Here is a 25847-nt window from a genome sequence, read left to right on the forward strand (position 1 = left end):
GTTATCCCAGCAAAATCACCGACCAGACCGCCGCGATCAATCCCAGGGTCATCAGTTGCGCGGCGCTGCCCATGTCCTTGGCGTTCTTCGACAGCGGATGGCGCTCCAGGGAAATCCGGTCGATGGCCGCCTCCACCGCCGAATTGAACAGTTCCACGATCAATGCCAACAGGCACACGGCAATCAGCAGCGCGCGCTCGCCACGGCTGACCTCGACGACGAAGGACAACGGGATCAGCACCAGATTGAGCAGCACCAGTTGGCGGAAGGCCGCTTCGCCCTGGAACGCGGCGCGCAGGCCGTCCAGCGAATAACCAGTGGCATTGAAGATGCGTTTGAGGCCGGTCTGGCCCTTGAATGGCGACATGCGCAACGACTACCAGCGGGTGGGAGAACGGGACCGGAGCCTATGCCAGCCCGCGTCAAAAAAGCGTGAAATCCCCCGCGATGCGGTGCAGGCGCTCAACCGGCGGGGGGAATCGATTCCATCTGTTGCAGCAGCAGCGCGGCCTGGGTCCGGGTGCGTACGCCGAGCTTGCGGAAGATCGCCGTGACGTGGGCTTTCACCGTGGCCTCGGACACGCTCAGCTCATAGGCGATCTGCTTGTTCAGCAGCCCCTCGCAGACCATGGTCAGTACGCGGAACTGCTGCGGCGTCAGACTGGCCAGGCCGGCGCTGGCGGCCTTCGCTTCGTCCGGCACACGCACCTCTTCCTGGGCCTGTGGCGGCCACCAGGCGTCGCCGTCGAGCACCGCGCGCACCGCCTGCTGGATGGTTTCCAGCGGGCTGGACTTGGGGATGAAACCACTGGCGCCGAATTCCCGCGCCCGGGCGACTACCGCCGCCTCTTCCTGGGCCGAGATCATCACCACCGGAATCTGCGGGTATTGGCCGCGCAACAGCACCAGGCCGGAGAAGCCATAGGCACCGGGCATGTTCAGGTCGAGCAGGACCAGATCCCAATCGGTCTTTTCCGCCAGGCGCGCCTCCAGCTCGGCGATGCTGGCAGCCTCGACCAAACGGACATCAGGCCCCAGGCCCAGGGTGAGCGCCTGTTGCAAGGCGCTGCGGAACAACGGGTGATCGTCGGCAATCAGGATTTCGTAAGCAGCCATGGCAGATCCTGTTTTTTGTTATGTATGCGTCATTATGCCGTCATTTGGCTGGCTCTGTCGGCCCAACGCTTCCGCATCGATACGTGCCGCCTCGTGGCGGGCGTCCTCGCAACCGGTTCCGGTCGTTTCTGCCGATTCGTGCCCACGAAGCGGCGCCCAGCATGCCGAGACGTGACGGGGTGGTCAAGTTCGACGCTTTGCGGCAAAGTCAGCGGCTTTTCCCACCGAGAAGAACGATGCGAAACCCAGCCCTGCGCGCCGACCTCCTGATGTTGCTGACCGCCATGATCTGGGGCAGCGCCTTCGTCGCCCAGCGCCTGGGCATGGAGGCCATCGGCCCGTTCCTTTATTCCGGCCTGCGCTTCGCCCTCGGGGCCCTGGTGCTGGTCCCGCTGCTGCTCCTGGCCCGTCGCGGCTCAGGCGGACGCCTGGCATTCAGCCGCCCGCTGCTGTGGAACGGCATGCTGCTCGGCGTGGTGCTGGCCATCGGCATCAACCTGCAGCAGGTGGGCCTGCTGTTCACCAGCGTAACCAACTCCGGCTTCATCACCGGCCTCTACGTGATCATGGTGCCCCTGCTCGGCCTGCTGATCGGCCAGCGCACCGGCCTCGGCACCTGGCTCGGCGCCTGCCTGGCGGTGGTCGGCATGGCCCTGCTGAGCATCGGCGAAGGCTTCAGCGTGGCGTCCGGCGACTGGCTGCAACTGGCCGGCGCGCTGGTCTGGGGCGTGCATGTGCTGCTGGTCAGCGCGCTGGCCAGCCGGCACGACCCGATCAGCCTGGCCTTCCTGCAATTCCTCACCTGCTCGCTGCTCAGCCTGCCGCTGGCACTGGTCTTCGAGTCGTTCGACCTGACGGCCATCGGCCAGGCCATGCCGGCGATCCTCTACGGCGGCATCCTCGCCGTCGGCGTCGGTTTCACCCTGCAGGTGGTGGCGCAGAAGCACGCCATCGCTTCCCACGCGGCGATCATCCTGTCCCTCGAGGCCGTATTCGCCGCTCTCGCCGGGGCGCTGATCCTCGGCGAGAGCTTGCCGCTGAAAGGCTATGTCGGCTGCGCCCTGATGTTCGCCGGCATGCTGCTGGCCCAACTGTGGCCGAAGCAGGCCGCACCGCGACCTGCGCAAGCCGGTGCCCTGCCGCTGAGCGAGGAGCCCCACTAGTGGCCTGTTTGGTTAATTCAGTTAGTCAATTTCGGCGCCTGAGGCCCTGATACTGCGTTGCCGCTCCTCGCCATAGCCCTGCTATGACTCGTCGCGGCGCCTTGTCTCAGAACCTCAGTCATCCGAACTTGAGTTAACCAATTAACCGCACAGGCCACTAGCAGTTGAAGAACTACCTGCTAGTCGCCTGCCGGCAGGAAAGCGGACAGCCGCCGGTGCGCCCCGTCACCGGCATCGACCGGCCGGCGATGCTTGGCCCCCAGGTAGTGGTCGGTGAACACATCGAGATAGGCGTCCAGCGCCTCGGCCGCGTCCCGGTCGCCGGCGAGATCGAGGCAGAGCGCGGCGACTTCGGCGGTGCACAGATGATCGTCGCGCTTCGAACGCCGTAACCGGTAGCGCGATAACTGCTCCGGCTGCAGGCTCAGGACTGGCAGGCCGTCGAGATAGGGGCTCTTGCGGAACATCTTGCGCGCTTCGGTCCAGGTGGCGTCGAGCAGGACGAACAGCGGCCGCCGCCCTTCTTCCACCACCACCTCGCTCACCACCCGCTCCGGCGCCGCATACTCGCCGGGAAACACCAGGAACGGCTGCCAGCGCGGGTCGGCGAGCAGGCTCGGCAAGGCCGGATCGACGGCCGTGCGCAGCCAGCCGAACGCCTCGGTGTCAGCCACCACATCGGCGATCAGCCAACCCGTATTGCTCGGCTTCAGTGGCTCCACGTCATGCATCAGCAAACAGACGCCGGAACGCGCCGGCACCACCGGTCGCCAGGCGCACAGGCAATGGCTGAACGGCACCCGGCAGCCCGGACAGCGCTCCCCCCGCGAACCGCGCGCCAGGAAGGGTTTACTGGCACGGGCCAGGCGCTCGGCGCGCAAGCGCGCAACGGCATGGGTCCTGGAGCGATCGGGGAACACGGCGGACATCGGCAAAACCACGGGGAGGAAAAGCCGACAGTCTACCAGAGGCCCTTTCGGCAGCCGTCTCAGAAGCTATGGTTGAGCGCCAGCCCGAAGAAGTGGATATGCGTCTTGTATTCGCCCTTGTAGGTGCCGCCGTTGCCAGTGCAACGCACGCCGCTGTCTTCGTACAGCCCGCCGCTGCCAGGCACCCAGCCGGCCGGCGAGCAGTTGTCGGTGTACTCCATCTTGCCGCTGTCGAACTGCACGAAGCTGTAGGCCAGGTCCACTGAGGTGTCCGGGGTCAGCTTGTAATTGGCGCCGAACGACAGCCAGTAACGGTCGGCATCCGGGAAGGCCGGATGGCGTAGCTGGGTGCTGCTGACCGGCGACTTGTCGTAGGCCACCCCGGTACGAAGCAGCAGGTCGTCGCTGTACTGGTAGTTCATGCCGAGGGAAATCTTGTAGGTGTCCTTCCAGTCCTGCTGGACCGCCAGGTCGCCCTCGGTGACGCCGTTGAAGTAGGGATAGCCATCGACCTGATCGATGCCGATCCGTACCTCGTCCAGCCGCGAATGACGGGTCCAGGTGACGTCCGCCATCAGCGCCACCTTGCGGTTGAGCTGGTGGAAGGCGCTGATCGAGAGCATTTCCGGCGTATCGATGGCGGTTTTGCCGTTGGAGTTGGGATGCAGGCGCGCCGCGGCGAAATCGCCAGGGTTGATCCAGTTGTCCGGATCGAAAATCTGGTGGATAGCGTCGCGGTCCGGCAGTAGGCCATCTCCCAGATCGACATCCGGCGACGGCACCCTGCCGTTCACATCGGCGAAACTCCACTTGGTCTTGCCCTCCAGGGTGTGACGGATATTGGAGCGGTACGAGATGCCGAAGCGGGTGTTCTCGGTGGGCTCCCAGAGATAGCCGATGTTCCAGCCGAAGCCCCAGTCGTCACCCTTGGCGCGGAAATAGCCGTCGCCCTCCACGTTGTCGGCGAAATTGCTCGCCACGCAGTCGACGAAACCATCGCGGTCGGCCACGCCCTGGCAGTCGGTGATCTGCTCCGGCACCGGCACACCGTAGATCAGTTCCACCAGGCCGGGCACCGTCGCGGCCAGTCGGGTCTCGTTGTAGTTTTCATCGACGAACTGGCCGGCCAGTTGGCGCGAGGCGCCTTTCACGTCCGCCGCACCGCGCTGGATGGAGCGGATGTACTGCGCCGATACACCGAAGCCGATGCTGTGATGCTCGTTGAAGCGGTAGGCGATGCTCGGGTTGAAGTTGACCGTCTCCAGGCTGGCCGACTGAATGCCATAACGGCCGCTCCAGTCCTCCTTGTAATCCAGCTTGGCGCCGAACGGCACGAAGATGCCCAGGCCAACGGTGATGTTGTCGTTGAGCTGGCGAGAAAAGTAGAAGTTCGGCGCGGCAGCGGCGTCCGGCAGGTAGGAGCCCGCATCTCCCTCCACCGGATTGCCGAACACGTCGGTGCTGCCGCCATCCTCGTAATCGCCGCGCGGCAGCAAGATGCTCATACCGCCGGTCACCTGGGTGCCGGGCAGGCGCGCCAGGCCGGCGGGGTTGTAGAAGATCGTCGACGGGTCCGCGGCCTCGGCGCCGTTGGCATGGGCGGTGCCCTGTGCCGATACCGATTGCGATCCGAAGTGGTAACCCGATGCCAGTGACTGCGACGCCGGCAGTACCAGCAAGGCACCGGCGAGGAAAGCCAGCGAACGGGGTTGGAGAGCTATTGTCATTGTTCTCGACTCCTGCAACGAGCGGAATGGGCACCGGCCAGGCAATAGGCCGCCACTCCGCTGAGGCGGAGAAGAAAACGCTCCTGGCCCGCCTTGCGCGGCGGGGATGGCGGCTCCTGGGTGTGCAACGCCGATGGACGGCGCACAGTTGTGACTGTCCGCTGCCGGCAGGCTTTCCCCGATCTTTGGTCGTGCCCGTCCCGACGGCCGGAGAGTGTGTTGTCCCTATCGGTAACACCTTCCGGCAGGCGACATCCGCCGCCGGAGAACGCACAATGCTGCGGCCGGTCAAACGGCTTTCGAATCGTTCAGGAGAACCCCATGCGTCGCTTTACCACCCTCGCCCTCTGCCTCGCCCTGCCGTTCGGCGTCCAGGCCGCCTCGCTCAAGGATTTCGAGCTGAACAGCATGCTCGAGAAGGTGGCGCAGGAAAGCAGCGTCGGCACGCCGCGAGCGATCAACGAGGACATCCTCGACCAGGGTTACACCGTGGAAGGCAGCGAACTGATCAACCACCTGAGCGTGCGCGCCAGCCACGCCGAGCAGATGCGCGCCAACCCGGAAGCAGTCCGCAAGCAACTTGCCGCCAGCGTCTGCCGCAACACCGGGTACCGCCAGTTGCTGGCGAGGGGGGCGGTGCTGCGTTATCAGTTCAGCGAGTACAAGAGCAATCGCCCGGTGGCCACCGAGCGCTTCAACAAGGCGGATTGCGGGTTGCAGTGACGCGCGCGGCGCTCAGAACCGGATCGTAGGGCTCTCAGCCCCGCGAGCGCCGAGGTTCGGCTTGTGCGCGCAGGTCGGCGAGCAGGGCTTCGATATGACGGGAGCGTCGCCCCTCGCTCTCGAGGCGGCGGAGGCATTCCTCTTCCAGACTATGGCCGCTTCCCCGCGCCGCCTGCTGCAGCAGGCGATAGAGCTGCACATCGATCTCCAGTGTGATCTTCGGCATGGTCCCTCCCTGTCTCCGAATGCCGCCGGCTCGCTTATGTCGGCGGCAATGTGCAGCGTAGAGCCAGAGGGTGGCTTTTTACAGCCTTGGGCCAACGCGACTGACTAGCGGTAGCCGAAGCTGCCAGCCGGTATCAGCGCAACACCCGCGGATCGCCCTTGCCGGCCACGGCGGCCGCTTCGTCCGGTGTCAGCAGCGCGGTACGCGGTACATCCATCAGCCGTGCGCAGGCCGCCAGGACATTGGCCCAGGTGGCGCGATTGACGAATTGCATACCCGCCTCGTCGAAGGTACCGCCCCGGTTGCGATAGCCCAGGACCGCGCTGTTGGCGGCATCCGGCAGGATCGGCCAGAGGTGCCCGCGCGCCACTTCCGGGCGCATGTGGGTGAGCAGCACGCGGCGGACGTGACTATCCGGGAACAACCGCTCGATCAGTGACTGCTCGGCCACCGCTTCCAGCTCCAGACGGTCGCGCGGTGCCCGAAAACGCCCCGGCTCCTGCAGATAGACCAGCCGATACGGATAACCGGCCTCGCGCAGGCGCACCGCGGCGCGACGCATTTCCGCCAGTTGATAACTGCCGTTGGCGATCAGCAGCAGCGGCTCGCTGCCGGACTGTTCCTCCACCACCAGCGCCCCGTCGCAGGCCAGTTGCTCGGCCTGGGCGCGATCGAACACCGCCGGCCGTTCGCGCTTGGGGGCCACCACGCAAGCCAGTTGGCCACGCGCCCGATAGATCGACGGCAGCAAGGCCAGCAGGCTGTTGTGGTCGGCCGGGAACAGCACCCGCACCGCATCGCTCATCTCGCCGAGCAGGGCTTCGCAGAAGGTGGTGTCCTGGTGGGACTGCTGGTTCTTGCCGTTTTCCCAGGTGTGCGAGGTGGCCACCAGCGGCCAGCCGAGCCAACCCGCCGGACGTCCGGCTTCCTTCTGCTGGCGGGCGAAGATCAGTGCCTGGCGCACCGCCCCGAGCATCTTCACGCAGAAGGCTTCGTAGCTGGCCACCAGGTTCAGCCCGCCCTGGTTGGCCAGGCAGGCGGAGACCACCGCTTCCTCGTTGAGCGCGGTGATTACTTTGCCGTCCAGCGCTTCGTGGGCGTTTTCCGGTTCGCAGACACGATGTTTCAGTGCGTCGAGCACCCCGCCCAGCCGGTTGCTGGCCAGTTCGTCGGGATTGCCCACCCGTGGCCGCAACTCCGGATTCGCCTTCACCAGGTCGACGAAGAAACGGTCCAGCGCCGCCATCGGCGAACAGGCGTCGTCCCGGTAGTGCAACTCCGGCATCACCGGCTCCGCCGGCCGGCGTACCGCCAGTGGGTTGTCGCGTTCCAGCGGGCGTCCCTGGCGCAAGGCCGCGAAGCATTGGCGAGCGCTGTCCAGTTCCGCCATCGGCACGTGCAGCGGTGCGGCGTGTTCGTTGAACAGACGGCAGGCCTCGGCATCGCGCGAGGGATTGCCCGGCAGCGGCAGGTTGTGGGCCGCATTGCTGCCGGCACCGTAGAAGCCGAAGCCCTTTTCCGTCTCGGCGATGGCATAGGGGATCGGCAAGGGATAGTGCAGGATGCCGCTGTTCTTCTCCTGGACCCGTCGCGCCAGTCGTTGCTCCATTTCCCACAGGGTGCAGACGAAGGCCGCCGGATCGCGACCGTCGAAGGTGATCGGGTCGAAGCCGCAACGCCGCAGGTGCTGACGGAAACCTTCCAGCCCCTCGTGGGTGCCCAGCTCGGTGCGCTGTTCGATGCGCCGACCGTTGGCGATCATCACCGGCAGCGCCGTGCCGCAATCCTCGGCCCGCCACCAGCGCGGCATCCAGTCGCTGCCGCGCTGCTCTTCGGCGGCCCCATCGGAGAGGAAGGCCACCAAGGTCTCCCCGGGCAGCGGCAGGTGGGCGTATTGCAACTCGGCAAAGCCGAGGTAACCGCCCTCGGCGATCCCGCCGGCGGTGTGCGGGTTGACGTGGCTGCCCAGCGGCACGCCGGGCGCCCCGTCCGGCGCCTGGGCGTAGCTATAGAAGTCCTGTACCAGCCGGTTCAGCCCTTCGTCGTCGAAGCCATAGCGCTCGGTCTGTTCCGGATGCTGATTGCCGGTGAGCAGGTTGAGCGCCTCGATGGCCGCCACGCAGTGGCCCTGGCCCATCAGCCAGCCGCGGGTGTCGCCGCTGAGCGCGTTGAGCGCGAGGTAGCCGGCATAGGCCGGCACCATGTTCAACGCCCCGCCGGTGTGCCCCTCCGGACTCGGCTTGAAATCCTCCATCGCCAGCGGCTCGCCATCCCGCCGTACTCGCCGGGCGTAGGTCATGTGCACCACCAGCCAGAGGCCGGCAGCACTCAGCCGGTCGAGGGCATGCAGGGTGCGGTAGACACTGGCCAGGTCCGGCTGGCGGCCGGCCTGCACCAGTTGGTGAGCGAAGCGGAACACCGCGGCCTGGGTCTGGGCACTATGCTGAAAAGGACCGTACCCCGCCTGCCACTCGGCGAAAGTCGGTTCGGCCCGGGCATGTTCGGCCAGCTCGGCCTGGCTCGGCAGTATCTGATGCATGTGAGGGCTCCGTGAGTTGATGGGATCAAGTCTAGGCAGCTCACATGACGCCGATGCTGATATGCATCAACACGGCCCCGCGAGGGCGCTGACAGGCTATCGGGACATCACATAGAAGGAAGTAGCCATGGCCTTGCTCAGTTTCCTCGGTGCCATCCAACAGGTCACCGGTTCCTGCTATCTGATCGAAAGCCGCGACGGCGCGCGGGTACTGCTCGATTGCGGCATGCGCCAGGGACGCCGCGAAGAAGAGGAAGGCAACCGCGCGCCCTTCGCCTTCGATCCGAAGACCTTGGACGCCGTGGTGATCTCCCACGCCCACCTCGACCACACCGGGCTGCTGCCCAAGCTGGTCGCCAAGGGCTATCGCGGCCCGATCTTCGCCACCGAGGCGACCTGCGACCTGATGGAGCTGATGCTGCTGGACGCCGCCAACATCCAGGAAAAGGATGCCGAGTGGGAAAGCAAGTGGCGCGCCCGCCTGGGCAAGCCGCCGGTCAATCCGCTTTATACCGTGGCCGACACCGAGAACACCCTGAAGCGTCTCCACCCCCTGCCCTACGGCCAGGCCCACGAGGTGGCGAAGGGCGTGAGCGTGACCTACCACGATGCCGGCCACATCCTCGGCTCGGCCATCGTCGAACTGGCGGTGCAGGACCACCACATCACCCGCCACTTGGTGTTCTCCGGCGACCTGGGCAACACCTGCTCGCCCCTGATGAAGGACCCGGCCACCCTCACCCGCGCCGACGTGGTGCTGCTCGAATCCACCTATGGCGACCGCGACCACCGCTGCAGTGCGGACACCCTGGACGAGCTGGCCGAGATCCTCCAAGCCGCCCACCGCGACGGCGGCAACGTGCTGATCCCGGCCTTCGCCGTCGGCCGCACCCAGGACCTCATCTACTACCTCGGCCGCTTTTACCAGGAAGGCCGGCTACCCCAGCAGGCGGTGTTCCTCGACAGCCCCATGGCGATCCGTGCCAACGCCATCTACTCGCGCTACCACGGTTCCTTCGATCCGGCCGACCGCGCCGAACTCCAGGCCCATGGGGTCAAGCGCGTGGAAGACTGGCTGCCGATCCTGCGCACCACCCCGACGCCGGAGGAGTCCATGGCGATCAACCGCATCAAGCGCGGCGCCATCATCATCGCCGGCAGCGGCATGTGCACCGGCGGGCGGATCGTCCAGCACTTCAAGCACAACCTCTGGCGCGAGGAATGCCACATCGTGTTCCCCGGCTTCCAGGCCAAGGGCACCCTCGGCCGCGCCATCGTCGAAGGCGCCAGCACCGTGCGCGTGCTGCACCAGCGCATCGCAGTGAAAGCCAAGGTGCACACCCTCGGCGGCTTCTCGGCGCATGCCGGGCAATCGCAACTGCTCGATTGGGTGAAACACTTCGATCACCATCCTGAGCTTTACTTGGTACATGGGGAACTCGAAAAGATGCAGGCCCTGCAAGCCGCCCTGCGCGAGCGCCTCGATTGGATCGCCAACATTCCGGAACCAGGAGAACAGATAGCCCTCTGAACGACGCCGACGGTTCCTGGCAACTCCGCCGGCGTCGCCGTACTCGAGTGCGGCCCGATCGCCAGTTTCGGCTGGCGCCTGCGGCATAATGCAGAACCTGTCGGCGCTCCGGTGCATTCACACCGCGACGGCGGCAGCCCTGGGGAGTAGACGCCGCTTCGCCGGTGTCCAACATTCCCTGATGTACAAGGAGAAGTCGAATGCCCTACGAACCGGACGATTACCTTTCCCGCCACTTCCAGACCAGCGGGGTCGATCTCGCCAGCAAGATCGACGAATTGGTCACCCTGTCCGTCCCCGATACCAGCCCCAACCTGCCGCTTTACCGCGAAATGCTGCTCACCGTGATCCGCATGGCCCAGGCCGACCGCAACCGCTGGGACGCCAAGATCATGCTGCAGACCCTGCGCGAGATGGAGCACGCCTTCAGCCGCCTCGAACAGTTCAAGCGGCGCCGCAAGGTCACCGTGTTCGGCTCGGCGCGTACGCCACTGGAACATCCGCTGTACGCCCTGGCCCGCGAACTGGGCGCCACCCTGGCGCGCTACGACATGATGGTCATCACCGGCGCCGGCGGCGGGATCATGGCCGCCGCCCATGAAGGCGCCGGCCTGAACAACAGCCTCGGCTTCAACATCACCCTGCCCTTCGAGCAGCACGCCAACCCCACGGTGGACGGCACGGAGAACCTGCTGTCGTTCCACTTCTTCTTCGTGCGCAAGCTGTTCTTCGTCAAGGAGGCCGACGCCCTGGTGCTCTGCCCCGGCGGCTTCGGCACCCTGGACGAGGCGCTGGAAGTGCTGACCCTGATCCAGACCGGCAAGAGCCCGCTGGTCCCGGTGGTCCTGCTGGACGAACCCGGCGGCACCTACTGGACGCATGCCCTGGAATTCATGCGTGCCCAGCTGGAGGAAAACCGCTACATCCTGCCCAGCGACATGCACCTGATCCGCCTGGTGCACAGCGCCGAGGATGCCGCGGCGGAAATCGCCCAGTTCTATCGCAACTTCCACTCCAGCCGCTGGGTCAAGGACCTGTTCGTCGTGCGCATGAACCATCCGCTGAGCGACGCGGCACTGGCGGAACTGCGAGAGAACTTCGCCGACCTCTGCCTCAGCGGTAGCTTCGAACAGCAGCCCTCCTGCGAAACCGAGCAGGACGAACCGGAGCTTTGCCACCTGGCCCGCCTGGCCTTCACCTTCAACGGCCGCGACCACGGCCGCCTGCGCGAACTGCTCGACTTCATCAACCTCTCCCAGCACTGGGCCAAGGCCTGACACCCCGAACGCCAGCGCGCCGGCCTGTCAGGCCAGCCTGCTGGCTCCGTCGTGGGCAGTGTTCATAGACGCCCGGCTAGACGCCGCTGGGCGAATTTATTCGCCCAATAGCGCATCGCCAATCCCAATGCGCCTCCATCAAAAGAACGTGGGCAAGGTCTCGATGACTTGCAACTCCGCGTCCACCAGGCAGATTTGCCGCCACTTGTCGAAGGTCAGGCAGGGATGGGAGGCGCCGAAGGCGATGATGTCGCCAACCTGCAGCGCCGCACCGCCAGGAATGTCCATGAAGGCATGTTGGTCCATCAGCTTGCTCACCCGCCAGGCGCTGACGTCCTCGGCCACCGTGCTGCCGGGGCGGTAGCGCCGCAGCGGTTGCGGCATGGCATCGGAGGCGATGTCGCGCTTGCCCAGGGCGACGATGGCACGCCCCGGCTCCGGCAGCGACTGCACATGGGCCCAGACCTCCATCGCCGGGCGCAGCGGCGCGTCCCAATCCGGATGGCGCGCCTGCACCGCCGTCTGCGCCTCGCCGTAGAGACCATGGTCATGTACCACGTAGCACCCAGGACGCAACACGCCGGTGAAACGCTCGCGCACGTCGCGACGGTCGAAGGCCTCGGCGATCAGGTCATACCAGGCCGAACCGGAAGCCGTGACGATGGGCCGCTCGAGGGCGAACAGGCCGCGCTCCAGCAGGTCGACGGCGATGGCCACCAGTCGCTCGGCGTAATCGCGAACATCGTCGGCACTGTCCTCGCCATGGATCACGCCCTCGTAGCCTTCGATGCCGGTCAGGGCCAACGCCGGCTGGGCCGCCACCGCCTCGGCCAGGCGCTGTGCCTCTCCGGCGCTGCGGCAGCCGCAACGACCGTCGGGCACACCGACCTCGATCATCACGTTCAGGCGTAGCCCGCGCTCGCCGAAGAAACGTCCCAGTTCGGCGACGTTGTCCGGGTGGTCGACCAGGCAGTGGAAATCCACCTCGGGATCGCCCAGCAGCTCGGCCACCAGCGCCATATTGGGCGCGCCGACCAACTGGTTCGCCAGCAGCAGGCGGCGTACCCCATGGGCATAGGCGGCGCGGCATTGCACGGCGGTGGCCAGGGTGATGCCCCAGGCACCCTGGTCGAGTTGCCGCTGGAACAGCGCCGGGGTCATGGTGGTCTTGCCGTGGGGCGCCAGCAGCAGGCCGTGCTGCTCGGCATAGCGCTGCATCCAGCGCAGGTTGTGTTCCAGGGCATCGTTGTGGATGACCAGGGCCGGCAGGCTAACGTCGCTCACGAGGCTGCGCCCGCCCAGCGGCAACCCCTTTTCAGGGAAAGACAGGGACATGGATGAGTTCCTTTTTGACGAAGGCGATCGGCACGATTGCCGACCGACGATATCGGCAACCCCGTCACGGGGAAAGCCCTGTCAATGCGCAATGGGGCGGGCGGCTTTATCCTAAGGGGCCTTGCCAGGAGAGCAGCGGATGCGTGGAACCGAATTCGCCGAATTGCAAGCCTTCGTCACCGTTGCGGGACGCGGCAGCTTCGTACGCGCAGCGGAAGAGCTGCAGATTTCGCCATCGGCCCTGAGCCAGGTCATCCGTAACCTCGAACGGCGCATGGGAGTCCGCCTGCTCAACCGCACCACTCGCCGGGTCGCTCTTACCGAAGCGGGGGCGCGCCTGCTGGCGCGGCTGCAACCCGCGCTGGCGGAGATCGGTGCCGCCGTCGCCGACGCCGCCAGCCTGAGCGACCGCCCGAGCGGACGCCTCAAGGTGCATGCCCAGCGCCAAGCATCGCGGCAGTTCCTCGAACCCTACTATCGTGAGTTCTCCGACCACTATCCGGAGGTGCAACTCGACGTGGTGGCGGACGATACCGTCGTGGAGCTGGTCGCCGGCGGCTTCGACGTGGCCATCCGGCTTGGCGAACTGCTGGAACAGGATATGGTGGGCCTCAGACTCGGCCCGGCACTGCGCCAGATTGCTGCCGCATCACCCGACTACATCGCACGCTTCGGCAAACCGGAAACACCGGCCGACCTGCATGCGCATCGCTGCATCAACTGGCGCTGGCCGGGCCAGATCCATCCCTACCGCTGGGAATTCAGCCGCGAGGGCCGCTGGTTCTCCGTCGCGGTCGACGGTCCGCTCATCGTCAACGACCAGCGCATCGCCCTGGAAGCCGCGCTCGACGGTGTCGGCATCACCTTCTGGTTGGAAGACCAGATCCAACCCTATGTCCGCGCGGGCAAGCTAGTACCGCTATTGGAAGACTGGTGCGAGGCCTTTCCCGGATTTTTTCTCTGCTACCCGCGCCAACGAGAAACCCTCGCTTCGCTTCGGGCCTTCGTCGACTTCCTGCGGGAGCGTTGCGCCAGCTAGCCCTCCCAGATTATGTAGTAGAAACTTCACTATCCATTCGAAAATCGACCGATTATCTCTTCCCCACTACTGGGTAGCCTGTCCTTGAACTCGCCCGGAACCACCCCGGTTCCTTCAACGATAGAGGAGCTACGCCCATGAACAACGCACACCCCCTCGAGCTGGACGGCAAGGTCGCCATCGTGACCGGTGCCGCCGGCGGACTCGGCCAAGCCGTGGCCATGCTTTTCGCCGAACGCGGGGCCTTCGTCGTCGCGGAGGACATTAAGCCCGGCGTCGCCGAACTGGAAAGCGGGCGCATCGCCACGCTGGTCGGCAACGTCGCCGAGGAAGAGACCGCCCGCCGCGCCGTCGCGCTGGCACAAAAGCGTTTCGGCCGGGTGGATATCCTGGTCAATAACGCCGCCATCATCATCAACAAGCAGGTGGTGGACATGAGCCTCGACGACTGGGAGTCGATCATGGCGGTCAACGCGCGCGGCATGTTCCTGCACTCGCGCGAAGCCATGCGCGCCATGCTGCCGAACCGGCGCGGCTCGATCGTCAACATCGGTTCCTATGCCTGCCAAGTCGCCTTTCCCAGCATCGCAGCCTACGCGGCGTCGAAAGGTGCGATCGCCCAGCTGACCAAGGTGCTCGCCCTCGAAGGTGCGCCGCAGGGTATCCGTGCCAACGTCGTCGCCCCGGGGGACATCGAGACCGGCATTCTCGACGAGCTGATGCCCAACGGCCGCGAGTTCCTCCGCGAACATGGCGCCGGTTCGCCCATCGGCCGTGTCGCCCAGGCACGGGAGATTGCCGAAGTGGTCGCCTTCGTCGCCTCCGACCGGGCCAGTTACATGACCGGCTCGGTGATCCTGGCGGACGGCGGTTACACCGCGGTCTGACGGTTCCACCAGCCGAAACGCCCCACGGAGTCGTGGGGCTTCCCGGTGTGCCGGCTTAGGTCCTGTTTACGATCTGCTCTGCCTCAGTCCGGCAACCAGGCGGAACGCCAGGCTTCCAGGTTACGGCCCTCCAGCATCCACTCGGAAAGCACCACGCTGCGCAGCGCATCGCCGGCCTTGGCGGTGGCGTCCATGTCGGCGAGGTGCATGCGGATCGCCTCGACCCAGTCGCGGAAGCGGTTCTTCACCCGCGTCACCGGCAGGTCGCCCCGGTAGCAGCGTAGATCGCTGCACACCACCGGGAAGCCGCATGCGCCGTACTCCAGGAGGCGCAGGTTGCTCTTGCACTCGTTGAACAGGTTCTCTTCCACCGGGGCGATGGCCAGGTCCAGGTTCAGGCTGGCGAGCATCGACGGATACTGCTCGATGGCGACGCCTTTGTGGATTTCCTTCACGTAGGGACGGATCGCCTCGGGGCACATGCCGAAGAATACCCAGTCGACCTCGCCCGCCAGCTCCTTGACCACGTCGGCGATCATTTCCAGGTCGCCGGTATGGCTCGAACCGCCAGCCCAGCCGACCCGGGGCCGCTCGCCGACCCGCCGCTCGGCTTTCAGCCCGCCCCACCAGGGCACCGGCAGGCGGTTCTCGATGACCCGCATCTGCGGGTGCAGGCCGGCGAACGCTTCGGCCAGCGCCTCGGTGGAGACCACGAAGCGGTCGACGTAGCCCAGGCCGCGGCGCAGCGAACGGAGGATGTCCTTGGGCATCTTCTCCCGGTGCACGCTCTTGATCGGCAGGTTGGGCAGGTAGTCGTCCAGCTCGTAGACCTTGAAGGCCTTGGAGAAAATCTGCATCCGCCGCATGGCGTCGAGGCGCTCTTCGCCGATCTGCCGTTGCAGCAGGATCACATCGGGGTCGTAGCGTTCGAGGTCGGTGACGTGCATCAGCCCCATGGACAGCGCGCCCTCGATCAGGCCCGCCTGGTGCTGGGCCTGGAAGGGTTGCATGACCCGGTAATGGCCGCAGCCGAACGGGTCCGCCGGGTGCGCCAGCACCACCGGCAGCGGTCGCCAGGACGATAGCGGCCGCCAGGAAAGCTGGGTATCGGCCAGTTTGAAGCCGCCCGGCTGCGCCAGCGACAGGTTGGGGTTGTAGGCCGGGTCGCGCGCCAGCAGCGGCAGCCACTTGGCGTACATGGCGTCCTGCTCCTCCGGCGTCGCGGGGGTTTCGTCGGCGCGGTCCAGCATCAGCTTGGCGTAGGGCGTCCAGACCGTCAGGTAGCCGGCCTGGCGCGCACGCAGGCAGAGGTCCGCATCGACGTAGCGCAGCGGAACGTCCGCCTCGCTGAGCCCGCCCAGCTCCGCATAGAGGTCGGCCGGGATCATCAGGCAGTCGCGGCTGACGGCGCTGCAGTTCTGCGCCACCTGCAGGCGATGCAGGTAGCCGGGCGCATCCAGCGGCTCGCCCACGAACGGGCGCCCCACCGGCCCTTCCAGGCCGAGGATCGAACAGGCCTGGGCGATCTTGCCGTCGGCGCCGAGCAGCTTGCCGCCGACGATGCCGACCTCGGGACGCTGGGCATGGTTGACCAGCTCGTCCAGCCAGTCGCCCTCCACCACCGCGGTGTCCGGGGACAGCAGCAGCAGGTAGCCGCCGCGCGCCTGCCCGGCCGCCAGGTTGAACAGGTCCGCCAGGCCGGCCGAACCGTCGGCGCTGCGCACGACGCGGATGCGCTCCTCGCCCAGCCCGGCCAGGGCGATCAGCCAGGCGCTCACCGCCTCAGCCTGCGGGTGGCTCTCCAGCAGCAGGATTTCGTAGGGCGAGTAGCCGGTGGTCTCCAGCACGCTCTCCACGCACCGCTGCAACTGCGGCAGGCGCTCGCCGGCCTCGATCAGCAGCGAAACCAACGGGCGCTCGGCATGACCGTAGTCGATGCGGTAACGCCCCGGCTGCGGCGACGTGACCTGGGCGGCCTGATAGCCACGCAGTTCGAGGTGCCGGACGATGGCCTGCTTCTCGGCCTCCACGTCGCTCAGTGCCGGCGGCGTGCCGATCAACAGCGGCTCGGGCACATGGCCCAACCCGTCCAGCCCGCCCAGGTTGATCAGGCGCAGGATCAGTTCGAATTCCGGCGCGTCGCGGAACGCCGGATCGAATCCGCCCGCGCCGACCGCCACATCGCGGCGGAACAGCCAGTGGCGGCTCATGCCGGCCGGGAAGCCGAGCAGGTAATCCAGGTTGAACGCGGGGCGGAAGGCCGCCCCCAGGGTGCCGTCGCCCTGGCGGTACAGCTCGTCGCAATAGATGGCTCGGCACTCGGGGGCGTTGAGCAGCTCCAGGCCGGCCATCAGCAGACCGCCCGGAGTGAACTCGTCGCCGGCGCGGGCCAGGCCGATCCAGTCGGCACTCATCCCGAGCAGGGCCTGGTTCAGCCCGTCGACCCAATTTTCCGGGGTGACGGTCAGTACGTCGCCGCCACTGAAGGCGAGATCGTCGGCACTGGCAACGGACAGCACCACGACCTGGACGTTGCGGTAGAAACCCGCCTCCAGCGAGCCAAGCGTCGCCCCCAGCCGGGTACGGTCGCCCTCCAGATCGAGCAGCACCAGGCCGAAGCCCGGTCCATCGTCCTGCTCGGCCAGACGCTGTTCGATCAGGCGCCGCTGGACCGGGGTCAGCGCACGGCGCTTCAGCCAGTCCTCCAGGCTCGGTGCCTGACGGCTGCGCCCGCCGTCGCCAACGCCCATCTGCTGCAACAGTTGGCGCCGGCCCGCCCTCACGCGCTCGCTGCCGAGATCGGAGTGGCGGCGATACATTTCCTGATAGAGGGCACCGAAGTTCTTCCGCTCACGACCGAGCATGTGGTCGCCGGACGCCCCAGCGCCCTCGCGAACCCGGACCTCCGCGGTGATCTCCGGCATGTGCACCACCGGGTAGCGCGCCGCCAGGCGCAGCAGCATGTCCCAGTCCTCGAACGCGGTAAGGCCGGTGTCGAACTCGCCCACCGTCGCCAGCATCGCGCGCGGGTGCACCCAGGTGTTGACCGGGATGTAGTTCTGGACGAACAGCTTCTCCCGGTCGAACTGGCTGTGCAGGAATGGCGTGGAGCGGTCCAGCTCGATGCGGGCGCCCTCCTCCAGGCGCTCGCGGACGTAGACCACGCCGCTGTAGGCCACGGCGTTGGGGTTGCGCTCCAGCACCGCGGCCAGCTTCGCCAGGTGCTCGGGCAGGTAGATATCGTCGTCGTCAAGGTAGGCGATGTAACGCCCCCGGGCCTGTTTCAGCCCCGCGTTACGCGCCGCGGACAGGCCACGGTTGCGCCCCTGGTAGAGATAGGTGATCGGGAAGTCGAAACCGGTGAGCAGCGACTCCACCGGCGTACCGTGGTCGTTGACCAGAATGACTTCGAAGTCCTTCAGGGTCTGCCGCGCCAGGCTGGCCAGGGCATCCACCAACAGTTCGGGACGGTTGAAGGTGGTCAGGATGACGGAGAACAGCACCTCGGACTCGGCTTCCTGATCCAGCGCAGCCTCGAACAGCGTCTGGCGGATACGCTCCTTGCGCTCCTCGAAGCGCGCCTGCACGTCGGCCGGGTAGGCGGCGAAGCGGCGCAGATAGAGCTCCCAGATGCCCGCCGCGCCCTGGCGCATGCGCTGGCGCGAGCCCGGCACGGCCAGGTTCAGCTCGAGGATTTCGGTGTGCTCGGCCAGTGGCTTGTCGGATGCGTAGAAGCCCTTGGAAATCTGTCCGCCGTGGACGCGATAGCCCACCGTCGCCTGATGAAGGAAGAGGAACTCCGGCGCCACCTGGGCCATGCGGGTCCAGAGTTCCCAATCGCCGGCCAGCATGTCGGCGCGATGGATGCCGCCGTCCGGCAGGGTCAGGCTGGGCAGGATGCTGCGCCGCAGAATCGCCGCCGACGGGGTGATGTAGTTGTCGTAGCGCAGCAGGTCGACCAGTTCGTCGCGGCCGCCGACGTAACTGCCGGCGCGGTGGCCGGGATGCACGGCGTGCTTGATCACCTTGCCCTGCTCGTCGATCCACATGCACTGGGTGTAGCCCAGGGCGACATGCGGATGCCGATCCATGGCCTCGACCAGGCTGCGTAGGTGATCGGGGTAGATGAGGTCGTCGGAACCCAGCACCACCACGTAGCGGCCAGACCCGGCGCGCAGGCACTGGTTGTAGTTGCCGATCATGCCCAGGTTGCGCGGGTTGACCTGGTAGCGGAAACGCGGGTCCTGGCGGTAGCGCTCCAGCACCTCCACGCTGTTGTCCGGCGAGCAGTCGTCGAACACCAGCAACTCGAAGCGCACCCCCTCCTGGGCCAGCACCGAATCGATGGTCTGCGCCAGGTAGGCGGCGTTGTTGTAGGACATCACCGCCACGGTGACATCGACCGCCGGGGCCTTCGGCGTCCGGCGGCGGGCTTTGGCCTCGCTCAGCCGGCCCAGCCCGTCGAGCAGGCGCCCGATCGCGGGGGTTTGGTTGAGTTCTGTCATGCAGGGGACCCCGTTACCACGGTCCGGAACGTCTCGTAGTCCCGGTAATAGTCGTCTTCGTCATAGTGTTCGGACGCAAGGACCATGCACACCGAACCGCTGGAAAAGTTGTCGATCTCCCGCCAGATCATCGGCGGGATGTAGAGCCCGTAGTAGGAGCGGTTCATGTGGTACTTGAAGCGGGTCCGGCCGTCGTCGAGGAGGATGTCGAAGCTGCCGGACATGGCGATGAGCAACTGGTGCAGCCCCTTGTGCGCGTGACCGCCGCGGTGCGAGCCGCCCGGCACGTCGTACAGGTAGTAGACCCGCTCGATGCCGAACGGCACATGGTGATTGGCCTCGATGAAGGTGAGGTTGCCGCGGGGGTCCTCGATCTTCGGCAAGTCGATGATCTTGCAGTCTTTCAGTGACATGTCGGCTCCTTGGACTCGGCCTGTGAGGCGTGGCCGGCGAAACGGTTGCAGGCATCGATCACCGCCTCGACGAGGGGCTCGGGCATGCCCGGGTACAGCGGCAGGCTGAGGACTTCCCCGGCCAGCCGGTCGGCAATGGGCAAGGCATGGGCGGCCAGCTCCGAGTAGGCGGCCTGTCGGTGGATCGGGATCGGGTAGTGAATCAGGGTCGGAATGCCGCAGGCGTGCAGATGTGCCTGCAGCGCATCGCGCTGGCCGCAGCGCACCACGAACAGGTGCCAGACGTGGGATGCCGCCGGCTCGCCCGCCTGCGGCAGGCCGATCAGCGGGTTGCGGATGCCCGCCCGGTAGCGCTCCGCCAGGACGCGGCGTTGTTCGGCATCGTCGGCCATGCGCCGCAGCTTGACCCGCAGCAACGCCGCCTGCAGTTCGTCCAGGCGCGAGTTCACGCCCTTCACCGCGTGCACGTATTTCTCGCTGGAGCCGTAGTTGCGTAGGCGGCGCACCGCCTCGGCCAGTTGCGCGTCCTGGGTGGTCACCGCACCGGCATCGCCCAGGGCGCCGAGGTTCTTCACCGGGAAGAAGCTGAAGCCCGCCGCATCGCCCAGCGTGCCCACCGAGCGGCCGGCGGCATCGAAGGCGCCATGCGCCTGGGCGGCGTCCTCGATGAGCAGCAGGCCGTGGCGATCGGCGAGGCTACGCAGCCGGCCCATGTCGGCCAGCCGCCCGTAGAGGTGCACGGCGATGATCGCCCCGGTGCGCGGGCCGATGGCCGCTTCCACCCGCTGCGGATCGATGAGGAAGCTGTCTTCCTCCGGCTCCACCGGCACCGGCACGCAGCCGGCCTCCGTCACGGCCAGGGCGGTGGCCACGAAACTGTTGTCGGGCACGATCACCTCCGTTCCCTCGGCCAGCCGGCCCAGTTGGCGGTAGGCCTTGAGGATCAGGGTCAGGGCATCCAGGCCGTTGCCCACGCCGATGGCATGGGCGACCCGGCACGCCTCGGCGAATTCGCGTTCGAAGGCGTCCACTTCCGGGCCCAGCACGTACCAGCCGGAGCGCAGCACCCGCACGAAGGCGTCGGTCAACTCCGCCTCGTCGCGTGCATTGAGGGCCTGCAGATCAAGAAAGCGATGCATCGTCGTCATCCAGGTAGCGCACGATCCGTGCAGGATTGCCAAACACCAGCGCCCGTGCCGGCACGTCCCGGGTCACCACCGCGCCGGCCCCGACCATGGCCCGCTCGCCGATGGTCAGCCCGGGCAGGATCACCGCGCCGGCGCCGATGGAGGCACCACGCTCGATGCGCGTCTCGGGGAAGCGTTCCGGCCATTGCCGGGAACGCGGGAAACGGTCGTTGGTGAAGGTGGCGTTCGGCCCGATGAACACGTCGTCGGCGACCCGCAGCCCATCCCACAACTGCACGCCGCACTTCACCGTGACCCGGTCGCCCACCACCACATCGTTCTCGATGAAGCAGTGCGCGGCGATGTTGCAATCGCGGCCGATGCGGGCGCCCGCCAGGATCACCACGAACTGCCAGATCCGCGTGCCCTCGCCGATCGACGGGCTCTGCACGTCCGCCAAGGGGTGGCGCATCGTCATGCCATCAGCTCCTTGAGCACCTCGACCACGCGCCGCCCGGCCTGGCCGTCGAACGCGTGGAAGAACTCGTCGATCGCCGCACGCCGGTCCGCGCCCAGCGGGTCCTCACCCCGACGGAGCTGGTCGAGGAACGCGCCGATGCCAGCGGCATCGCTGGCCGACTGGTAATGGCGGACCACCGCGGCGCCCTCCTCGTTGAGGCCCAGGCCATCCGGGTTGCAGAGGTAGAGCACCGGCTTGCCGGTGGCCAGGTATTCCATCAGGAAAGAGCCGACATCGCTCATCATCGCCTCGCTGGCGGCGAAGGCATGTCGATGGTCGGAGCGTTCGTCGACCACCACGCCGCGCTCGCGCAGTTCGTCCTTGAGCGCGGCGATACCCGCCTCGTCGAGGATGTTCAGGTTGGTCAGCTTCTTCCACAGCAGCGGGTGCGGGCGGAACAGCAACGCCAGGTCGGGGCGGCTGGCGAAGGCGTCGAGGATGTCACCGGCCAGCCGGTCGAAGGTGGACCAGAGATCGCCATCGAAGGAGAAGTGCGCGTTCCACAGCACCGCGCGACGCTCGCCGATGGCCTCGCGCAGCGCCGGGTCCACCGGGAAGTGCGCGAGGTCCACCAGACCATCCATGCGCGGATGACCGGTGACGTGGACATGCCGGGCCCCGCTCGGGCAGTGGCGGACGAACATCTCGCGCACGCCTTCCGAGCGCACGAACACCGCGCTGGCCCCTGCCGTCACCGGCTGGCCGTACTGGTACACGTAGTTATGCTCGCCGCCGCCCACTTCCAGGCCATAGGGGATATAGGCCGTGCAGCGCACGCGCTGACGAAGCCTGGCGAAGCGATAGGCCTCCGGGCGCGTCTCGTCGTAGGGCGAGGTATAGAGCACGGCGTCCAGCCCCGCCTTGTCCAGGTCGAAGGCATCCCAGGCCACGAACGGCACGCCCATGTCGTTCAGGTGCGCTTCCGACACCTCGCGGCGCCACTGGTAGTCCTTGTGGATGAACGGCAGCATCACCACGATGACGTCGAGGTCCGCATCGTCGCGGGCGGCCTCCCAGACGCTGCGCACGTTGGCCCAGGATTCGGGCAGTTGATAGAGGATCGCCAGACGGCGCTTGGCGGGTACGCTTTGGCCGTTACGCATGTTCACCCCGCTCTTCCCAGCCACCGGCAATGACCTGGCGCGCCATGTCCAGGTCGGCGGTGGTATCGATGTCGAAGGCCTTCAGCTCGGCCGCGCGGATCGGCAGGTACGGCTCGATCGCCTGGTAGACGTAGATAGGCTTGTCCACCACCAGGCGCGGCTCGATGACGGCGATGCCGGTCCATTCCCAGGTGTGCTGCGGTTCGCGGGTGAAGCTGGTGACCGCCTCGCCGGTGTCGTCCAGCAGCACGCGCACCCCGTCGCTGGTGGTGTAGCGGGAAATGCCGATCAGTTGTGCATGTTCGTCGGCCGCCGCCATGAAGGCGCGGAAGGATTCCTCTTCCACCACGGTGTCGGCATCGATCACCAGGAAGCGCTCCTTCAGGTGCCGCGACACGCGGTGAATGCTCTGCAGGGTGTTGGTCCGGGCATAGTCGGGGTTGCGCACGACGATCAGGTCGCGCCGCAGGGACATGGCGTGCTCGATCACGCCCTCCTCCTGGAAGCCCACCACCAGCCAGATGGTTTCCGCCCAGGCCAGGCGCTCCAGGTGGTAGTCGAGCAACGTGCGGCCACCCACCTCGACCATGCACTTGGGCTTGTTCAGCCCCAGGCGCGAGCCGATGCCGGCGGCGCTGATCACAACATGTTTAATAGGCGACATAGGGCATTCCCGTCGTTGATCACAAAATCGCTCAGCTTGACCAGCAGGCGATTGGGCGAGTGGGTACCACCGAAAGCGATGCGCCAGTCGGCGGCTTCGAACATGGGCACGTCGTTCATGCCGTCGCCGACGGCGATGATCCGCTCGAAGCGGTCGCGCAGGCTGCTGACGGCGTCGCCCTTGTGCAGGATGTGCGCGATGCCGTCGAGGCGGCCGTCGTCCAGGCGCGCGGTGGAGGTGAAGCTCTGGATGCCGAGGCGGTCGAGTACCGGCTTGACCCAGATGTCCAGGTTGCCGGTGACCACGAAGCACTGCTCCGGCCGGCTGGCGATGAAGTCGAGGATATGGCGGTCGAATTCCACCTGTTCGGACAGCGCGGCGTGAATCCAGTCCAGCTTGGCATCGCGCAGCAGGCGGACACGCAGCTTGAAGGATTTGTCGAAAGGCAGCACGCCGCTGATCGTGGCTTCGGTGAGGACGGATATCTCGTCTTCGAGCCCGACGGAGGACGCGATCAGCGGCAACAGCTCCTGACGGGTCAGGGTTCCGTCGAGGTCGAAGCAGTAGGCAGTGGTCATGGACATCAGCCCTTTTGCAGGATGGTGTAGTACTGGCGCGTCTCGGCACGCTTTTCCAGGTTGTCCGGGAACAGGAACTCGGCGATCCGGACGCTGAAGCGGCCGGGCTCCAGGGCCTGTTCCAGCAACCGGTCGAGTTCGTCGATGGTCCGGTAGATCGCCGAATACTCCTGTCCCAGCTCGTTGGAGTAGAAGCGATCCAGGGTGAAGCGCTCGCTCACCCCGACCGGCTCGCGCAGGTAGATGCGCCCGCCCGGCGCGCAGAGGCGCCCGGCGTCGGCCAGGACCTTCACGCAGTCTTCGTCGTTCAGGTAGATCAGCAACCCGGAGATGATCACCAGGTCGTAGGGCGGCGGGACGACCAGGGCGTCCGGCTCGATGGCGATGGCGGACATCACCTGGAAGCGCAGGTCGGGCTTGCCACGCCGCACCGCCTCGGCTTGCGCCTTCTCGATCAGCGAGGCGGCGAAGTCGATGCCCAGGTATTCGGCGTCGGGGGTGTGGTCGTGGAGGAACCAGCCCCAGCGACCGATGCCGCAGCCGATGTCGAGGATGCGGCTGCCGGCAGCCAGGCGCAGTTGCGGCGCCAGCACCCGCTTCTCTGCCTGGTCGCGTTGTTCGACCAGCGCCGGATCGTTGTCCTGGTACATGGTCGTGCTGAGCGCGGACGCGTATTCCCGCTTGCCGCGCGCATCGAAGAAGGCTTGGGTCGCGCTGTAATCGATATCGATCCGCGCCCCTTTCACTCGGCCCCGGGTGCTCATGGTCTCCCCCGTAGATAGGTACATGCCAGAAGCGCAGCCAAGGATCGGGCCCGCGTCAAGCTTCCGGCGTTACGAGAGGGATAAGCAAAAGGTCAGCCAACCACGGCAAGAGCCCGCCGTGGCGGCCCGGAGCGCTACATCTTGTTGAACAGCGACAGCGAGGAAATCCTCACGTAGCTCTGCTGCGCCGCCTCCAGTACCACCGACTGCAACGACAGCCGCGACAGGGCTTCGGCATAGTCGAGGTCCTGCAGACCGGACTTGATGCTGGTGTTGATCAGGCTCAGGTCTTCGTTGCTGGTTTCCGTGGATTCGACCACGTTCAGGCGCGCGCCGATCTCGCCGCGCGCCTTGAGCACCGTGGCCTGGCCGTTGTCCAGGTTGATCAGCGAGGCGGCCACCGCGTCGCGCACGTCGAGGCTGCCCTGGGGCGAGTCGGGCGCGCTTTCCAGCACCTTGCGCAGGGCGGCGATGGTGTTGAGGATGCCCTGCTTCTCGCTGGAGTCGCCGCCGCTCATATCGAAGCTGTCGCCATCGGCCGGCAGGCTGTCGAAACGCAGGCTGAGGCCGAAGGCATCGGCCACCAGCGGCAGGTTGCCGCTCACCGTCTGGGTGGTGCCCGACGGGGTCAAGGTGAGGTCGAAGCTGGACGGCGAGCCGCCCACCACGTTGCTCACGCTGATCGTGCCGGTGCCGTTGGTCAGGCCCTGCCAGGTGGATAGGTCGCTGATGGCGACGGCGCCCAGGGCGGAGCTGGTGGTTTGCACGGCAACCGCCTGGCGGGTCGGCATGACGGTAAAGCGTTCGCCGGTGGCCTTGGGCGTTTCCGCCGCCTGGCCGTCCAGGTAGAAGCTCAGGCCGGCAACGACGATGCGGTCGCCTTCGCCGGGGTCGCCGTCCATGCGCCCTTCCAGCAGCGGCGCGGCAGTGCCGTCCCAGGGGTGGGCATAGACGCGGTAGACATCACGCTCGGCGGTGTCGAACACCACTTCGATGGCGCCGGAGGGGTTGCTCTGCTGGAAGGCGTTGTAGGCGATCTCGTCGGCCACCACCGCCTCGCCGATGCTCAGGGTCGAGCCAGCCACGGTCTGGCTGCTGGTCTGCAGGCGGGCGGCGTTGGTGACGTTGTCGAAGATCGCCTTGCCGTTGTCGGTGATCGCGATCTGCTGCGAACCGGCGATCTGGATCTTGCGCTGGCCTTCGTCGCCGACGTAGCTGTAGCCGCCGTCGGCATTGCGGATGAACGGCTGGGTCTTGCCCTGGAAGCCGCCGAACAGGTACTCGCCCCGGGCGTTCTTGCTGTTCATCAGGCTGAGCAGCTCTTCCTCGCGCTCCTTCAGCTCGGCGGCGATCGCCTGGCGCTCGTTCATGCCCAGGGCGCCGTTGCCGGCCTGTACGGCCAGTTCGCGGACCCGGTCCATGACCACGCCGACGCTGTTCAGCACACTTTCTTCCTGGGTCAGACTGTTCTTCGCCGCCGTCAGGTTTCCGGCGTACTGGCCCAGTGCGGCCTGTTCCTGCTCCAGTTGCAGCAGGCGCACCGCCGCCACCGGGTCGTCCGCCGGGGTGAGAATCTTCTTGCCCGAACTGATCTGTTCCTGGGTCCGGGTGATGTTCGAATAGTTGCGCTGGATGCCGCTGACACCGTTGTTGAACGCCTGGATGGTCGAGATGCGCATGG

The 25847-nt window shown here is 66.6% G+C and carries 22 protein-coding genes; 6 read left to right on the forward strand and 16 right to left on the reverse strand.

The features are described from left to right. Position 1: 1 nt before the first annotated feature. Both PIN01S_RS06955 and erdR read right to left on the reverse strand, forming a co-directional pair. On the reverse strand, positions 2-373 hold the full coding sequence (locus tag PIN01S_RS06955; RefSeq protein ID WP_170837174.1) for a diacylglycerol kinase: 372 nt from the start codon (positions 371-373) through the stop codon (positions 2-4). 89 nt (positions 374-462) lie between these two features. Next, positions 463-1116: a response regulator transcription factor ErdR gene (gene erdR / locus PIN01S_RS06960; RefSeq protein ID WP_084334723.1), complete on the reverse strand. Its 654-nt coding sequence runs from the start codon at positions 1114-1116 to the stop codon at positions 463-465. A 161-nt stretch (positions 1117-1277) separates the two neighbouring features. On the opposite strand from erdR, the gene PIN01S_RS06965 reads away from it, so the two are divergent. Beyond that, positions 1278-2279 carry a DMT family transporter gene (locus PIN01S_RS06965; protein ID WP_425287669.1) on the forward strand — a complete coding sequence of 334 codons (1002 nt, stop codon included), beginning with the start codon at positions 1278-1280 and terminating at the stop codon, positions 2277-2279. Between the two features lie 179 nt (positions 2280-2458). On the opposite strand, the gene PIN01S_RS06970 is transcribed toward PIN01S_RS06965, so the two are convergent. Continuing rightward, the gene (locus PIN01S_RS06970; RefSeq protein ID WP_084334726.1) at positions 2459-3208 is read right to left on the reverse strand and encodes a tRNA-uridine aminocarboxypropyltransferase; all 750 of its coding nucleotides are present in this window, start codon (positions 3206-3208) and stop codon (positions 2459-2461) included. A 59-nt stretch (positions 3209-3267) separates the two neighbouring features. Then, complete coding sequence (locus tag PIN01S_RS06975) at positions 3268-4935, reverse strand: OmpP1/FadL family transporter (protein ID WP_084334727.1); 1668 nt, start codon at positions 4933-4935, stop codon at positions 3268-3270. Positions 4936-5256: 321 nt separating this feature from the next. On the opposite strand from PIN01S_RS06975, the gene PIN01S_RS06980 reads away from it, so the two are divergent. Next, entirely contained in the window at positions 5257-5658 is a 402-nt protein-coding gene (locus PIN01S_RS06980) for a quorum-sensing-regulated virulence factor family protein (protein ID WP_084334728.1), read from the forward strand. 34 nt (positions 5659-5692) lie between these two features. Here the strand turns inward: PIN01S_RS06980 and PIN01S_RS06985 are convergent, their stop codons facing one another. Both PIN01S_RS06985 and PIN01S_RS06990 read right to left on the reverse strand, forming a co-directional pair. Further along, positions 5693-5884, reverse strand: a complete 192-nt coding sequence (locus tag PIN01S_RS06985) for a hypothetical protein (protein ID WP_084334730.1) — start codon at positions 5882-5884, stop codon at positions 5693-5695. A gap of 133 nt (positions 5885-6017) precedes the next feature. Continuing rightward, positions 6018-8423: a phosphoketolase family protein gene (locus tag PIN01S_RS06990; protein WP_084334732.1), complete on the reverse strand. Its 2406-nt coding sequence runs from the start codon at positions 8421-8423 to the stop codon at positions 6018-6020. A 127-nt stretch (positions 8424-8550) separates the two neighbouring features. Here PIN01S_RS06990 and PIN01S_RS06995 point away from each other — a divergent pair, with 127 nt between their 5' ends. Continuing rightward, positions 8551-9954: an MBL fold metallo-hydrolase RNA specificity domain-containing protein gene (locus PIN01S_RS06995; RefSeq protein WP_084334734.1), complete on the forward strand. Its 1404-nt coding sequence runs from the start codon at positions 8551-8553 to the stop codon at positions 9952-9954. A gap of 200 nt (positions 9955-10154) precedes the next feature. Beyond that, positions 10155-11231 (forward strand): LOG family protein, encoded by a 1077-nt coding sequence (locus tag PIN01S_RS07000; protein WP_084334736.1) that lies wholly within the window; start codon positions 10155-10157, stop codon positions 11229-11231. A gap of 138 nt (positions 11232-11369) precedes the next feature. Here PIN01S_RS07000 and PIN01S_RS07005 read toward each other — a convergent pair whose 3' ends face one another. After that, positions 11370-12566, reverse strand: a complete 1197-nt coding sequence (locus tag PIN01S_RS07005) for an amino acid deaminase (RefSeq protein ID WP_084334738.1) — start codon at positions 12564-12566, stop codon at positions 11370-11372. Positions 12567-12705: 139 nt separating this feature from the next. On the opposite strand from PIN01S_RS07005, the gene PIN01S_RS07010 reads away from it, so the two are divergent. Beyond that, positions 12706-13605 (forward strand): LysR family transcriptional regulator, encoded by a 900-nt coding sequence (locus tag PIN01S_RS07010; RefSeq protein WP_084334740.1) that lies wholly within the window; start codon positions 12706-12708, stop codon positions 13603-13605. A gap of 137 nt (positions 13606-13742) precedes the next feature. Next, complete coding sequence (locus tag PIN01S_RS07015) at positions 13743-14492, forward strand: SDR family NAD(P)-dependent oxidoreductase (RefSeq protein WP_084334742.1); 750 nt, start codon at positions 13743-13745, stop codon at positions 14490-14492. A gap of 83 nt (positions 14493-14575) precedes the next feature. Here PIN01S_RS07015 and PIN01S_RS07020 read toward each other — a convergent pair whose 3' ends face one another. The 9 genes from PIN01S_RS07020 to PIN01S_RS07060 form a co-directional block, all read right to left on the reverse strand. Further along, entirely contained in the window at positions 14576-18997 is a 4422-nt protein-coding gene (locus PIN01S_RS07020) for a glycosyltransferase (RefSeq protein ID WP_084334744.1), read from the reverse strand. Then, complete coding sequence (locus PIN01S_RS07025) at positions 18994-19410, reverse strand: sugar 3,4-ketoisomerase (protein WP_084334746.1); 417 nt, start codon at positions 19408-19410, stop codon at positions 18994-18996. The genes PIN01S_RS07020 and PIN01S_RS07025 overlap by 4 nt, the downstream gene beginning before the upstream one ends. After that, entirely contained in the window at positions 19401-20549 is a 1149-nt protein-coding gene (locus PIN01S_RS07030) for a DegT/DnrJ/EryC1/StrS family aminotransferase (RefSeq protein WP_090257114.1), read from the reverse strand. Before PIN01S_RS07030 ends, PIN01S_RS07025 begins: the two co-directional genes overlap by 10 nt. Next, positions 20533-21015 carry an acyltransferase gene (locus PIN01S_RS07035; protein ID WP_212633050.1) on the reverse strand — a complete coding sequence of 161 codons (483 nt, stop codon included), beginning with the start codon at positions 21013-21015 and terminating at the stop codon, positions 20533-20535. The genes PIN01S_RS07030 and PIN01S_RS07035 overlap by 17 nt, the downstream gene beginning before the upstream one ends. Next, the gene (locus tag PIN01S_RS07040; RefSeq protein WP_084334750.1) at positions 21012-22160 is read right to left on the reverse strand and encodes a CDP-glycerol glycerophosphotransferase family protein; all 1149 of its coding nucleotides are present in this window, start codon (positions 22158-22160) and stop codon (positions 21012-21014) included. The genes PIN01S_RS07035 and PIN01S_RS07040 overlap by 4 nt, the downstream gene beginning before the upstream one ends. After that, positions 22153-22824: an NTP transferase domain-containing protein gene (locus PIN01S_RS07045; protein ID WP_084334751.1), complete on the reverse strand. Its 672-nt coding sequence runs from the start codon at positions 22822-22824 to the stop codon at positions 22153-22155. The genes PIN01S_RS07040 and PIN01S_RS07045 overlap by 8 nt, the downstream gene beginning before the upstream one ends. Further along, positions 22800-23402 (reverse strand): HAD-IB family phosphatase, encoded by a 603-nt coding sequence (locus tag PIN01S_RS07050; RefSeq protein WP_084335027.1) that lies wholly within the window; start codon positions 23400-23402, stop codon positions 22800-22802. Before PIN01S_RS07050 ends, PIN01S_RS07045 begins: the two co-directional genes overlap by 25 nt. A gap of 5 nt (positions 23403-23407) precedes the next feature. After that, entirely contained in the window at positions 23408-24166 is a 759-nt protein-coding gene (locus PIN01S_RS07055) for a class I SAM-dependent methyltransferase (RefSeq protein WP_084334752.1), read from the reverse strand. Between the two features lie 134 nt (positions 24167-24300). Then, a complete protein-coding gene (locus tag PIN01S_RS07060) occupies positions 24301-25845 on the reverse strand; it encodes a flagellar hook-associated protein 3 (protein WP_084334754.1) in 1545 nt (514 codons plus the stop codon). Positions 25846-25847: the final 2 nt, after the last annotated feature.

This window comes from Pseudomonas indica NBRC 103045 (assembly GCF_002091635.1).
Lineage (GTDB): Bacteria > Pseudomonadota > Gammaproteobacteria > Pseudomonadales > Pseudomonadaceae > Pseudomonas_M > Pseudomonas_M indica.